Genomic DNA, 13431 nt, shown 5'->3' with positions numbered 1-13431 from the left:
CCGGCGGCGTCTCAGGCCTTCGGTGCGAAGAGGTCGTCCTGAGCCGCGTCCCGCGCGCTCAGCAGGGCGCCGCTCAGGACCGCGCCGTCGCCCAGCGCGCTCGGCCTGACCTCCGTGGCGAGCGGGGTCAGGGCGGCGAGCGCGCTCTGCACGCGGGCGGCCAGCAACTCCCCGCCCGCGTGGCCGAGTTCACCGCCGAGCACGAGCAGCCCCGGGTCGAGGACCGCGACCACGCCCGCCGCCCCGATGGCGATGCGCTGGGCCAGCGCGTCGAGGAAGGGCCCCTCCGCCGCCCGGACGGCCTCCTCCGCGCCACCGGGTCTGCCGTGCCGGGCGGCGAGGCGGGCCACCGCGCCCGCGTGGACCAGTTCGTGGAAGCCGCCGTCGCAGCCCCTCGCGGACGGCAGGCCGCCGGTGCCGGGCACCGGCATGAAGCCGATCTCGCCCGCACCGCCCGAGGCCCCCCTGCGCAGCTTCCCGTCCAGGACCGCGGAGGCGCCGATGCCCTGCCCGAGCCACAGCAGCACGAAGGTGTCCTGCCCGCGGGCCGCGCCGAGCCGCTGTTCGGCCACGGCCGCCAGGTTGGTCTCGTTCTCGACGAGCACGGCGGCGGGCAGCCGCCGGGCGAGCACGCGCACGAGTTCGCGGTGCCAGGCGGGCAGCCCGCTGGTGTCGCGCAGTTCGCCGCTCGCCGGGTCGATGAGCCCGGGTGCGCCGATACCCACGCTGTGCAGCCGCTCCGCGCCCGCCTCCTTCGCGGTGCGCTCCAGGAGCGCCACGGCCTGCTCGACGGCGGGGCCCGTACCGGCCTCCGGCGTGATCGGCAGCGTCGCCTCGGCCAGGGGCCGCCCCAGCAGATCGGCGACGACGAGCGAGACGCTGTGGGTGCGGACGTCCAGGGCCGCGAGGTGGGCCCGGTCGGCGACGATCGCGTAGAGCCGGGCGTTGGGACCGCGCCGCTCGGCGCCCGACTCCCCCACCACATGCACCAGGCCGGAGCCCTGGAGCCGTTCGACGAGGTCGGCGACGGTGGGGCGGGAGAGGCCGGTGAGGTTCTTCAACTGGCCTGCCGTCAACGGACCCTCGTCCTGCAGCAGGCGCAGGGCGAGCCGGTCGTTGATGGCCCGGGCAGTGCTCGGGGATGCGGGCATGCCGGGAATCCTTCCAGACGACCGAAAGCCGTTTGCCGCCCGTTCTATTTATCAGGCAGGGTTCCTGATAGTTTACGCCACGGCGGCGGGAAGGCCGCCGCCCCGAGGGGAGGGATCCGGCCGATGACAGCCGAACGTGCTCTGGATCAAAGGCAGTTGAGGCGGGCGCGGCTCGCGGTCGCCGCGGTCTTCTGCGTGCACGGCGCGGTGACCGGCAACTTCGCCACCCGGGTCCCCTGGATCCAGGAGCACGCGGGGATCTCGGCGGGGCAGCTCGGCCTCGCCCTCGCCTTCCCGGCCATCGGCTCGTCCCTGCTGATGCCGCTGTCCGGCGCCGTCACCCACCGGTTCGGGGCGCGCAACGCGCTGCGCGGGCTGCTCGCCCTGTGGACGCTGGCCCTCGCGCTGCCCGCGCTCGCCCCGAACGTCTACACGCTGTGCGCCGCCCTCTTCGTGTACGGGGCGACCTCCGGCATGGCCGACGTGGCGATGAACGCGCTGGGCGTGGAGACCGAGAACCGGCTCGGCCGTTCGATCATGTCCGGCCTGCACGGCATGTGGAGCGTGGGGGCGCTGATCGGCTCGGCGGCCGGGACGCTCGCCGCCCACCTCGGGGCGGACGCCCGGCTGCACCACATGGCGGCCGCCGCCGTGCTGACCCTGCTCGGCCTCGTCGCCTGCCAGGGTGTGCTCGATCTGCGCAGCGCCCCCGACGCGGCGCCGCCGCCCCGGTTCACGCTGCCGCCCAGGTCGGCGCTGATCATCGGCATGGTGGCGTTCTGCGCGGTGTTCGCCGAGGGCGCGAGCCTGGACTGGTCGGCGGTCTACCTGCGCGACGTCCTTGACGCCTCGGCGGGGGCGGCCGCCGCCTGCACCACCGCGTTCACGCTGACGATGGCGGTGGCCCGGCTCGCGGGCGACAGGGCGGTGGACCGCTTCGGCGCCGTGCGCACGGTGCGCGGCGGAGGCGCCCTCGCGGTCCTGGGCGGCCTCCTGGTGGTGGCAGCGCCGGGCCCCGCGGTGGCGATGGCCGGGTTCGGCCTGCTGGGTCTCGGCGTCGCGGTGGTGGTGCCGCTCGCGTTCGCCGCGGCGGGACGCAGGGGGCCGAACCCGAGCCAGGCCATCGCGGGCGTCGCGACCATCACGTACACCTCGGGCCTGGTCGCGCCGTCCGCCATCGGCGGCATCGCGAACCTGACCTCCCTGGTGGTGTCGTTCGGTCTGGTGACGGTGCTCGCGCTCGGCCTGGTGGCGGGGGCGCGGGTGCTGCGCACGAGCGTCCGTCCGTCCCTCGCGGCCACCGCCGCGGACGCGGCGCCGGCCCACCGGGGCTGAGCCGGCGCGCCGCCCGGGCCAGCCCACGATGGAGTCGAGTTGCTCGGCCGCGGGGCGCAGGGCCCACAGGTCGCCGCCGGGCGGCGCCTGGAGACCGGTGACGGCCGCGCGGGCGTCCGGGTCCCCCGCGTCCGCCGCGGCAGGACGACGTCGCTCGCCGCGTGCCGGAGGAACTCCAGCTCCGGATGCGCCCAGGGAGCGACCCCGGTGGCCGCGGGCAGCAGATGGCAGACCGCCTTGAACAGGCTCTGCCCGGTGGGTCCCTGATAGGCCCACACGGTGGCACCGACGTGTCGCCCGACGGCCGCGAGCCGCGTGTGGGCGACGAGGTCAAAGGTGGAGTAGTGCCGGCTGCGCGTCCTGGCCGGCTCCCGCAGCTGGCTGCCGTCTGGTCGACGCGCAGCTTCTCGGCGCCGAGGACGGTCCCCGGCGGCGCGCGGGGCCGCCGGGGAAGGGGTGATCAGGAGCGCGGAGGCGACCGTCACCGCGAGGGACACCACCGTGACGAACCCGCCGCGGGGGCTTCCGCTCATCGAGCACTCCCATCGAGTCGGACAGCTCTGATCACGTACATGAATCTCATTCACAAACGAGACCGAGCGAGCGCAGAGCCCACTGTTCCGGCTGACAACGCCCCGGGCGCGAATTCACGGATGGGACCTTCGTCCCGACGGCCCGGTGCGTGGCCCCACTGATCCGGCATTAACATTTGGCCTGATCTTTTCGAATCCCTGACCACGACGGACGAACTGGAGCGACCATGCGCCTCGGCGTGCGCTGGACCCTGCACGGCGACGGGCGGACCCCCGCTCCTGGAGCCGTCGTACGCCCCGACGAGCGGCTCTCCTGGCCCCGCACGATCGGCCTCGGCGCCCAGCACGTGGTCGCCATGTTCGGCGCCTCGTTCGTCGCCCCCGTCCTGATGGGCCTCGACCCCAACCTCGCGATCATGATGTCCGGCATCGCGACGGTGATCTTCCTGCTCGCCACCAAGGGGCGCGTGCCCAGCTACCTCGGCTGCTCGCTCTCCTTCGTCGGCGTGGCCGCGGCGATCCGGGCGACGGGAGGCACCAGCGCCACGGTGACCGGCGCGGTCTTCGTGGTCGGCGTGGCGCTGTTCCTCGTGGGCCTCGCCGTGCAGCGGTTCGGCGCGCGGATCATCCACGCCGCGATGCCGCCCATCGTCACGGGCGCCGTCGTCATGCTGATCGGCTTCAACCTGGCGCCGGTCACCGCCTCCACGTACTGGCCCCAGGACCAGTGGACGGCGCTCATGGTCATGCTGTTCACCGGTCTGGCCGTGGTGTGCCTGCGCGGCTTCTGGTCCCGGATCGCGATCTTCCTCGGGCTGATCTTCGGTTACGGCGTCTCCTGGCTCCTCGACCGCATCTTCGGGAAGATCCACTCGGTGCACGGCGGCCCGACGGCCGTGGACCACTGGCGCCTTGATCTCTCGGGCGTCGGCAAGGCCGACTGGATCGGGCTGCCCAGCTTCCACGCGCCGAGCTTCGAGTGGTCCGCGATCCTCGTCGCGCTGCCCGTCGTCATCGCCCTGATCGCCGAGAACGCCGGGCACGTCAAGGCCGTCGGCGAGATGACCGGCGCCGACCTCGACGACAAGCTGGGCACCGCGATCGCCGCCGACGGCGCCGCCTCCATGCTCTCGACCGCCGTGGGCGGCCCGCCGAACACCACGTACTCCGAGAACATCGGCGTCATGGCCGCCACCCGCGTCTACTCCACCGCCGCCTACTGGGCCGCCGCCGGCTTCGCGCTGCTCTTCGGCGTGTGCCCCAAGTTCGGCGCGGTCGTCGCGGCGATCCCGGGTGGCGTCCTCGGCGGCATCACCGTCATCCTGTACGGCATGATCGGCCTGCTCGGCGCCCAGATCTGGATCAACGCCAAGGTCGATCTGCGCAACCCGCTGAACCTGGTGCCGACCGCCGCGGGCATCATCATCGGCATCGGCAACGTGACCCTGAAGTTCACCGAGAACTTCCAGCTCAGCGGAATCGCGCTGGGCACGATCGTGGTCATCACCGGCTACCACGTGCTGCGCGCCCTCGCCCCGGCCCACCTCAAGGAGCAGGAGCCCCTGCTCGACTCGGGCACCTCCTCCTACGAGAAGGAACAGGCCTAGCCCACGGGGGTGTTGGGCCCGGCGCCGTACGCGGGCCGATTCCCGGCCCGTTCATCCGTTCCGGTCAAGCCCCCGTACGGCGGTGCTCGGCGCGGCGGCGGGCTGGGACGCTGCCCCCATGACGCAGACCGGATGGACCGGAACCGGACACCGTGCGCACCTCCACCGCTTCGCCACCCCGCTGGACCCCGTCGTGCGGCGCATGCGCGCCCTGCGGGCGGACCTGCCGGCCCGGGACGGCATCGCGGTGTTCAACCGCGTCTATCTGACGGTCACCGAGGAGATCTCCCGGATCGTCGCGCACGGCGGGTTCGCCGACGCCCGGGCCGCGGCCACCCTCGACCTGCTCTTCGCCGAGCGCTATCTCACGGCGGTGGAGGCCACCGCGACCGGCGGCCGCGCGCCGGACTGCTGGCGGCCGCTGTTCCAGTACCGGCGCCATCCGGGTGTACGCCCGCTGCAGTTCGCGCTGGCCGGGATCAACGCGCACATCGGGCACGACCTGACCCTCGCCGTGGTGGACACCTGCTGCGCGCTGGGGTGTGAACCGGCCGCCCTGGAACGGGACTTCGACCGGGTCGGCGACACGCTCACCCTGCTGGAGGAGCGGATCCGCGAGGAACTCATGCCCGGCCCCGACCTCTTCGAGGTGGCCGACCCCATGACCCACCTGCTGGCGTCCTGGAGCCTGGACCGGGCGCGCGACGCCTCCTGGTCCGCGGCGAAAGTCCTGTGGCAGCTGCGGGAACTTCCGGCCCTGGCCCAGGAGTTCACCGATCGGTTGGACGCGGGCGTGGGTCTGGTGACCCGCTGCCTGCTCACACCGCTTTCGGCTACCGACTGAGGAGCGACCATGGCGATCCGGCTCGGACTCGGCCTTCCGCAGATGAGGCAGTACGACATCGGCCGCGACGTGCCCGCGGTGGCGCGGGCCGCCGAGGAGATCGGCTTCGAGAGCCTGTGGGTCTTCGAGCGGGTGCTGTTCCCCGAGCCCGCGACGCAGGGTCTGTACGGCGTGCCGGGCCTGCCCTGGCCCGACATCTACCGCTCGGTGGCCGACCCGCTGGTCACGCTGACCCTGGCGGCGGCCGCGACCGAACGGGCCCGGCTCGGCACCAGCGTCCTCGTCGCCCCGCTGCACATACCCTTCCAGCTGGCCCGCTCGCTCGCGTCGCTGGACGCGGCGAGCGGCGGCCGGGTGGTGGCCGGGCTCGGCACGGGCTGGTCGCACGACGAGTACGCGGCGGCGGGCGTGGCGCCCTTCGGCAAGCGCGGCAAGGTCCTCGACGAGCTGCTCGACGTGTGCGCCGCGGTGTGGGGCCCCGATCCGGTGGCCTACCAGGGCGAGTTGACCACGATCGCCCCGTCCGTGGTCGGCCCCAAACCGGCCCGTCCGATCCCGGTCTACCTTCCGGCGTCGAGCCCCAGATCGGCACGGCGCCTGGTGGACCGGGCCGACGGCTGGCTGCCCGCCGCCCAGGGCGCGGACCAGCTCACCGAGGAGTGGACCAGGCTCCGAGACCTGGCCGGGGAGCGCGGCAGGACGAGGCCCATCGAGGTCTGCGTCCGCGTGAACGCGCGATACACGCCGAAGCCGTACGAGGGCGCGGACCGCCCCCCGTTCACGGGCAGCGTCCCCCAGCTGGTGGAGGACCTGGCCGCCCACGCCATCGAAGGCGTGGGCGAGTTCCTGCTCGACCTCCAGGGCTCGGCGAGGGACGCGGAGGAGCTGAAGGACGTGGCGGCGGAGGTGTACGAGCTGACGAGGGCGGCGGGGTTGTAGCCGAGAGGCATGGCCCGGCCCCCTCGGCCCCCACCACCCCGAGGAGGCTCAGTCCTCGGGGAGCTCGACCGGGGCGATCGAGTCGTACAGGTCGCCCGGCCCGGGGTTGGACGCGTCGGTCGTCCCGCCGAAGTGGTGCATGACGCCCCAGACCGCGTTGAGCGCGGTCTGCACGGCGCCCTCCGCCCAGCCCGCCGTCCAGGAGATGTCGTCGCCCGCGAGGAAGATGCCCCGCTTGTCCTCGGGCAGCGCCTCCTGCATGAAGTGGGTGAACAGGCGTCGCTGGTAGCGGTAGTGGCCGGGCAGGTTCGCCTTGAACGCGCCCATGAAGTACGGCTCGTTCTCCCAGGAGACGGTCACCGGGTTGCCGATGATGTGCCCCCGGATGTCGACCTTGGGGTAGATCTCGCCGAGCGACTTGAGCATGACCTCCATGCGCTCGCTCGCCGACAGCGGCAGCCACTTGAGGCTGTCGTCGCACCACGTGTAGGAGAGGCAGATGACGGCGGGCTTGTCCGGCCCGTTGTCCAGCAGGTACGTGCCGCGCGTCATGCGGTCGGTGAGCGTCATCGACATGACGTCCCGCCCGGTCTCCTCATCCTTGTCCAGCCAGAACGGCCGGTCCACCGGCACGAACAGCTTGGAGGACTCCATGTAGTGGGTGCGCTCGATCGCCGTCCAGTGGTCGATCGGGAAGAGCGAGTCGTCACAGGCGATCTTGGAGAGCAGCATCCAGGACTGCGCCGTGAAGATCGCCGCGCGGTAGGTGCGGATGTCGCCGTCGGCGTCCGTCACCGTGATGCGGTTGCCCGCGGTGCGGTGCAGCCGGGTCACGGCGGGCTTCGGCGCGCCCTCGTGCAGCGAGGAGAGCGAGGTGCCGGGCGCCCAGTGCACGAGCTTGACCGGCTCGCGCTCCCACAGGCGCAGCGGCAGCTGCTGGGAGCCGCCGACGATGCCGCGGTGGTGGTCGTCCGCCTCGGTGTAGACGACGCGCAGGATCTCCAGGATGGAGTTCGGGAAGTCGGTGTCCCAGCCGCCGGTGCCGAAGCCGACCTGGCCGAAGATCTCGCGGTGCCGGAAGGACTTGAAGGCCTCCGACTCGCAGAGGAAGCCGTAGAAGGTCTGGTTGTCGAGCTTCTCGACGAGCTTCGCCCAGATCTCGCGGATGCGCGGGATGTCGCGCTCGCGGATGGCCTGGTTCATGTCGGAGAAGTCGGCGCCCTCTTCGAGGCAGGCGTTCCAGGCGTCCATGACCTCGCGGTACACCGGCGGCAGCTCGTCGACCGAGGTGGCGTAGTGGGACTCGCCCTTGAGGTCGACGACCGTCGAGGGGGTGTCCGGCGCGAGCGGGTTGGGGAACGGCTTGGTCTCCAGGCCCACCAGGTCGATGTAGTGCTGGAGCGCGGTGGAGCACGGGGGGAACCGCATGGCGCCCATCTCGGCGGTGAGCTCGGGATCGCAGCCCGGGAAGCCGACGGTGCGCAGCCGTCCGCCGATCTGGTCGGCCTCGTACACGACGGGCTTGAGGCCCATCTTCATCAGCTCGTACGCGGCGACGATGCCGGAGAGTCCGCCGCCTATGACCGCGACCTCCGCGCCGTGCTCGGTCGCGGGTATCTGGCCGAGCCCGGCCGGGTGCGCGAGGTAGTCGTCGTACGCGTAGGGGAAGTCCGGCCCGAACATCGTGACGGGCGGCTGCTCGTCGATGTGCTGGACGGCGGTGGGCACCGTGGACGTCATGGGGTACGGACTCCTTGCACAGTACGGAAGTTGAGGGGCTCGGGACCTCGGGACCCGGGGCTCGGGGATCGGAGCTCGGGGCTCAGGACACAGGGCTCGAAGACTCGGGGCCGGGGCTCAGACCAGGGAGGCGTAGAGGCCGGGGCGGCGGTCGCGCAGGTACGGGTTGTTCGCGCGCGAGGCGGCCAGGAACTCGGGGTCGACATCGCCCACGACCAGCTCGGTGCCCCGTCCGGCGCGGGCCCGGGCGGCGCCGTCGGGCCCGGCGAGGCAGCTCAGGCCGACGAACTCGAACTCGCCCTCGGGCCCGGTCCGGTTGACGTACGCGACGTACAGCTGGTTCTCGAAGGCGCGGACCGGCACGACGGACTCGGCGACGAACTGGAAGGGGTGCATCTGGGCGGTGGGCACCAGGAGCAGATCGGTGCCGGCCAGCGCGTGGGCCCGCACGTTCTCCGGGAACTCCACGTCGTAGCAGATCATCATGCCGAGGCGGAGGCCGTTCAGCTCGGCCTGGACGACCGTGCGGTCGCCCGGCGTGAAGGCCTCCTGCTCGAAGCAGCCGAAGAGGTGCGTCTTGCGGTAGTTGGCGAGGCGCTCGCCGTCCGGGCCGATCAGCTGCGCGGCGTTGTAGACGTGCTCGCCGTCCCGCTCGGGGTAGCCGTAGACGACGGCCAGGCCGTGGCGTACGGCGATGTCGGCGACGGCCCGCGCGGAGGGACCGTCGGCGGCCTCGGCGAGCTTGGCCACGTCGTCCCCGATGGCGTACCCGGTGAGGAACAGCTCGGGGCAGACGATCAGCCCGGCGCCGGTCTCGGCCGCCCGCCCGGCCGCCTCGTCCAGCGTCCTCAGGTTCGCGGCGACGTCCGAGAGACGGCCGGAGCTCTGGAGCAGGGCGGTGCGCAACGGCGGCATGGGCAGTCCTCGGCAGGGGCACAAGTGCGGGGTGGGGTCGGATAGACGGTACGTTCCGGCGCTTGGCCGGAACAAGGCGCCACCGTTGCGCACATCCGCATGATTCGTTGCGCGTGATCGGCGATCTCCGGTGATTCGTTGCGCGCCGTTGACGCCGCCCCTACGCCTCAGGTGCAAGACCCGGCTCCCCCGCGCGGGGGAACCGCCCCACCCCGGGGAGCGATGTGCGGGGCAGCCGTGGGCGGAAGGCTGGTCACATGCCCGGAACGGCCGGGCCGACCACCTCACGACCGTACGGAAGGTCTGCCATGTCCCGCATCGCGTTCTCCCCCGTCCGCACCAGACTGGCGGCCCTGGGCGCCGCCCTGCTCATCGCCGCCGGAGCCACCGGAGCGGCGGCCGCCGCCGGAAGCGGCCAGGAGGGCGGGGCGGGTCACCGGCCCCGCGAGGCCGCGGCGCTGACCGGCACCGCGAAGCTGTACCGGCCTGCCGGTGACGACATCACGTTCTCGTTCGACGCCCACCTCGCGGCCAAGGACACCATGGATCCGGAGGCGGCGTACGGCACGTTCTCCTTCCGGCACGTCTTCCCCGACGGGTCGTCCGGCTGGGCGAAGGCCAAGGTGGACTGCCTGCTGACGGGCGGCAAGGTCGCGGTGGTCACGGGCGTGGTGACCGACTCGGACACACCGTTCAAGGGCAAGCGGGTCGGCGTCACCGTGAACGACCAGGGCAAGCACGACCGCCTCGGCTACAGCTGGATCGGCAAGGACGCCGAGCATCAGCAACTGCCGAAGTGCGTGAGCTCGGCGCCCTTCGAGAAGGTGAAGGAGGGCTCCGGTGACTTCACGGTGCTGCCGTGGCAGCCGATATACCCGCAGCCCAAGGGTTAGGCCGCTGGGGCGCGAAAGGGCGGGCGGTGAGCGGAAGGATCCGCTGGTGGCTCCGTCGACCGGCGCCGCCTGTCCGGGCAGGCCCGGCGCCGGGCCGCAGCGCTAGGCGGGCGACCCGGAGGTGTACCGCCGCAGCAGCGGCGAGAGCACCAGCACGGACTTGGTGCGCTCCACATAGGGCTCGCCCGCGATCCGCTCCAGGACCCGCTCGAAGTGCCGCATGTCGGAGGCGAAGACCTGGACGATCGCGTCCGCCTCACCAGTGACGGTGGAGGCGGACGCGACCTCGGGGTACCGCTCGAGCCCGCGCTTGATCGCGTCGGGCGAGGTGTTGCGACGGCAGTAGATCTCGATGAACCCCTCGGTCTCCCAGCCGAGGGCCGCCGGGTCCACCCGCACGGTGAATCCGGTGATGGCGCCCTCGGCCCGCAGCCGGTCCACGCGCCGTTTGACGGCGGGCGCGGAAAGACCGATCAGCGAGCCGATGTCGGCGTAGGAGCGCCGGGCGTCTTCGGCGAGCGCGTGGACGATGCGTTCATCGAGGTCATTCAGTCGCACTGCGGGTGGATCACTTCTGTGAGGCGGTGGCCAGCCTGGAACGGCGGTAGCCGTATCCGAAGTAGATCACGAGACCGGCGGCCATCCAGCCTCCGAAGTACTCCCAGGTGACTCCGGAAAGGTTCCACATGAGGTAGCCGCAGGTGAGGAAGCCGAGGATCGGGACGACCCAGCCGAGCGGCACGCGGAAGGTGCGCGGCATGTCGGGGCGGGTCTTGCGCAGGACGACGACGGCCACGTTGACCAGCGCGAAGGCGAAGAGCGTGCCGATGCTGGTGGCGTCGGCGAGGTTGCCCAGCGGCACGGCCGCGGCGAGCACGCCGCAGAACAGCGACACGGCGACGGTGTTGGCGACCGGGGTTCCGCTGCGCGGGCTGACCTTGGCGAAGACCTTGGGGACGAGGCCGTCGCGGGACATCGCGAAGAGGATGCGGGTCTGGCCGTAGAGCACGGTCAGGACGACGCTGGCGATGGCGATCACGGCGCAGGCAGCGAGCAGCGTGGCCCAGAAGGAGTGCCCGGTGACGTCCTTCATGATTCCGGCGAGCGCCGCCTCGGAGCCCTCGAACTGCTTCCAGGGCCGGGCGCCGACGGCGACGAACGCCACGAGGACGTACAGCGCGGTGACGATGACCAGCGAGAGCATGATCGCGCGGGGCAGGTCGCGCTTGGGGTTCTTGGCCTCTTCACCGGCCGTGGAGGCCGCGTCGAAGCCGATGTAGGAGAAGAACAGCGTGGAGGCCGCCGCGCTCACACCGGCGGTGCCCATCGGCATGAAGTGGGAGTAGTTGCCCGACTTGAAGCCCATGAAGCCGATCACGCAGAACAGCACCAGGGCGGCGATCTTGACGCCGACCATGATGGTGTTGGCGCGGGCCGACTCGCGGGCGCCGCCGAGCAGCAGGCCCATCGCGAGGACCACGACGATCAGCGCGGGCAGGTTGAATATCCCGCCGTCGCCGGGCGGCGCGGACAGCGCGTCGGGGATGGTGACGCCGATGGTGCCGTCCAGGAACTCGTTGAGGTACTGCCCCCAGCCGACGGCGACCGCCGCCACCGAGACGCCGTACTCCAGGATCAGGCACCAGCCGCAGATCCAGGCGACGAGTTCGCCGAGTGTTGCGTAAGCGTACGAATACGAGGAGCCCGCGACCGGGATGGAGCCCGCGAGTTCCGCGTAGGAAAGGGCGGAGAAGAGCGCCGTGAGACCGGCGAGCACGAAGGAGATCGTGACGGCGGGCCCGGCCTTGGGGACGGCCTCGCCGAGCACCACGAAAATGCCGGTGCCGAGCGTCGCACCGATGCTGATCATGGTCAGCTGCCACATGCCGAGCGACCGCTTCAGGGAGCCGCCCTCGCCCTGGCCACCCTCCGCGACCAGCGTCTCCACCGGCTTGCGCCGCATCAGACCGCGGCCGGGGCGCGGGCCCCCGGCGGCGGGGGCATCGGTCGAGGGTGGCGCTGCGCCGTGATCCAACACTGAGGTGGCTCCTTATCGCTGCCATTGAGGTGGCCGGTGACCGCGGCGTACCAGCCCGTCCACACAGGGGACTTTTCGGGCAGCATGGAGCCTTCCCGTGGCCGGTTCCGCCGAGCAGGCGGTCCCCGCCACTCCACGTACGGCGAGAACCTTATGGGGTTCCGCTTCCCGGTCGTAATGCAGCAACCTTGCGCATCGGCGGCTGATCATTGCGCGCAAGTGCGACGGATGGGTGTTTGTTGCACATCAACGTTCGATCCGTGCGTACGTCCTGCTCACAGCCCTGTTCACGGCCTTGATCAGTGGTCCTGGTCACGGGGCCGCCTTGACTCTTCGTCAGGCCTGTTGCAGGGTCGCCCCCCATGGAGGTGGACGTGCCGTACGAGAGCGCCGGGGCGAGGGCCGCGAGCTGGCTTGATCCAGCTCCCTTTCTGCGCGGAGTGGCCTGGCTGGACGCCGAGGGGCGCCCGGTCCGGGCGGACCCGGACGACGCGATGCGGCTGCCGTGGGACACCGGCGAGCGGGCCGGTCTGCCCATCGGGACACGGGTCGAGTTCACGGCGCGGGGCGCCCGCGCCGTGCGGATCCGCTACCGCGCCCGGGTACCGGGGCCGGGTGACGCACTGGGCGAGCTGGCCCACACGTTCGCCCTGTGGGAGGGCGGCCACCTGGTCCGCGAGACCGCCGCCGAACCGGCCGAGGAGGGATGCGTCACCCTCCAACTCCCGCGCTCCGAGGGGCCGTTCACCGTCCATCCGCCCGAGAGCCGGGCACCGGTGGTGCTCGGCCTGCGGGCGATCGACGGCACGATCGCCCCCGCCCCGCGCGGCCCGAGGTGGCTGGTGCACGGCGACTCCATCACCGAGGGCTGGTGGTCGACCCGGCCGGCGCACGCCTGGCCGGCCGTCGCGGGCCGCGCGCTGGGCCTGGACACGGTGAACCTCGGCTACGCGGGCGGCGGTCGCGGTGAACTGCCCATCGCCGAGCAGCTGGCCCGGCTGCCCGCCGACGTGATCACCCTCGCCTTCGGCACCAACTGCTGGTCGCGGATACCGTTTTCGGCCACCTTGATGCACGAGACCACCCTGGCCTTCGTCCGGCTCGTACGCCGTGGGCACCCGGACACCCCGCTGCTCGTCGTGTCCCCGCTGCTGCGTCCGGAGGCGGAAGGCACCCCCAACGCGCTCGGCGCGACCCTGGCCGAGCTGCGCGGGGCGATGGAGGACGCGACGCGCGCGCTGACCGAGGCGGGCGACAGCGCGCTCCAACTCCTGCCCGGGCGCGACCTGTTGAGCGCGGACCACCTCATGGACGGACTGCACCCCACCGACGAGGGCCATGCGCGGCTCGGGGCGGCGGTGGCACGGGCGCTGGGCCCGCACGTGCCGGAGCCCCCGCGAGCGGACTCGCGGGGGCTCCGGGACGAACAGAGATGA

11 protein-coding genes and 1 pseudogene are annotated in these 13431 nt (G+C 72.2%); 6 read left to right on the top strand and 6 right to left on the bottom strand.

Annotation, left to right across the window (positions count from 1 at the left end; translation table 11 throughout):
• Positions 1-11 precede the first annotated feature (11 nt).
• Positions 12-1151, bottom strand: a complete 1140-nt coding sequence (locus AC07F3_RS24550; protein WP_479116582.1) for an ROK family transcriptional regulator — start codon at positions 1149-1151, stop codon at positions 12-14.
• Between the two features lie 123 nt (positions 1152-1274).
• Here AC07F3_RS24550 and AC07F3_RS24545 point away from each other — a divergent pair, with 123 nt between their 5' ends.
• Positions 1275-2486 (top strand): MFS transporter, encoded by a 1212-nt coding sequence (locus AC07F3_RS24545; RefSeq protein ID WP_479116581.1) that lies wholly within the window; start codon positions 1275-1277, stop codon positions 2484-2486.
• A gap of 21 nt (positions 2487-2507) precedes the next feature.
• Here the strand turns inward: AC07F3_RS24545 and AC07F3_RS24540 are convergent.
• Positions 2508-2932, bottom strand: a pseudogene (locus AC07F3_RS24540) (alginate lyase family protein); the annotation flags it as partial.
• Between the two features lie 314 nt (positions 2933-3246).
• Between AC07F3_RS24540 and AC07F3_RS24535 the strand changes: the two are divergent.
• The 3 genes from AC07F3_RS24535 (at position 3247) to AC07F3_RS24525 (ending at position 6409) form a co-directional block, all read left to right on the top strand.
• Positions 3247-4626: a uracil-xanthine permease family protein gene (locus tag AC07F3_RS24535; RefSeq protein ID WP_479116580.1), complete on the top strand. Its 1380-nt coding sequence runs from the start codon at positions 3247-3249 to the stop codon at positions 4624-4626.
• 118 nt (positions 4627-4744) lie between these two features.
• Positions 4745-5470: a DUF5995 family protein gene (locus tag AC07F3_RS24530; RefSeq protein WP_479116579.1), complete on the top strand. Its 726-nt coding sequence runs from the start codon at positions 4745-4747 to the stop codon at positions 5468-5470.
• Positions 5471-5479: 9 nt separating this feature from the next.
• Positions 5480-6409, top strand: a complete 930-nt coding sequence (locus AC07F3_RS24525) for an LLM class F420-dependent oxidoreductase (RefSeq protein WP_479116578.1) — start codon at positions 5480-5482, stop codon at positions 6407-6409.
• A gap of 48 nt (positions 6410-6457) precedes the next feature.
• Here AC07F3_RS24525 and AC07F3_RS24520 read toward each other — a convergent pair whose 3' ends face one another.
• Positions 6458-8149, bottom strand: a complete 1692-nt coding sequence (locus AC07F3_RS24520) for a flavin monoamine oxidase family protein (RefSeq protein ID WP_479116577.1) — start codon at positions 8147-8149, stop codon at positions 6458-6460.
• A 117-nt stretch (positions 8150-8266) separates the two neighbouring features.
• Positions 8267-9064, bottom strand: coding sequence for a carbon-nitrogen hydrolase family protein (locus AC07F3_RS24515; RefSeq protein ID WP_479116576.1), 798 nt, complete (start codon positions 9062-9064; stop codon positions 8267-8269).
• Positions 9065-9372: 308 nt separating this feature from the next.
• On the opposite strand from AC07F3_RS24515, the gene AC07F3_RS24510 reads away from it, so the two are divergent.
• Positions 9373-9957 carry a Repetin gene (locus AC07F3_RS24510; RefSeq protein ID WP_479116575.1) on the top strand — a complete coding sequence of 195 codons (585 nt, stop codon included), beginning with the start codon at positions 9373-9375 and terminating at the stop codon, positions 9955-9957.
• 102 nt (positions 9958-10059) lie between these two features.
• Here the strand turns inward: AC07F3_RS24510 and AC07F3_RS24505 are convergent, their stop codons facing one another.
• Positions 10060-10515, bottom strand: coding sequence for an Lrp/AsnC family transcriptional regulator (locus AC07F3_RS24505; RefSeq protein WP_053724485.1), 456 nt, complete (start codon positions 10513-10515; stop codon positions 10060-10062).
• Positions 10516-10525: 10 nt separating this feature from the next.
• The gene (locus tag AC07F3_RS24500) at positions 10526-11995 is read right to left on the bottom strand and encodes an amino acid permease (protein WP_479116574.1); all 1470 of its coding nucleotides are present in this window, start codon (positions 11993-11995) and stop codon (positions 10526-10528) included.
• Positions 11996-12369: 374 nt separating this feature from the next.
• On the opposite strand from AC07F3_RS24500, the gene AC07F3_RS24495 reads away from it, so the two are divergent.
• Positions 12370-13431 carry a GDSL-type esterase/lipase family protein gene (locus AC07F3_RS24495; RefSeq protein ID WP_479116573.1) on the top strand — a complete coding sequence of 354 codons (1062 nt, stop codon included), beginning with the start codon at positions 12370-12372 and terminating at the stop codon, positions 13429-13431.

The sequence above is a fragment of the Streptomyces sp. NPDC045846 genome (assembly GCF_056431605.1).
This window is presented reverse-complemented; position numbering and strand designations above follow the sequence as displayed.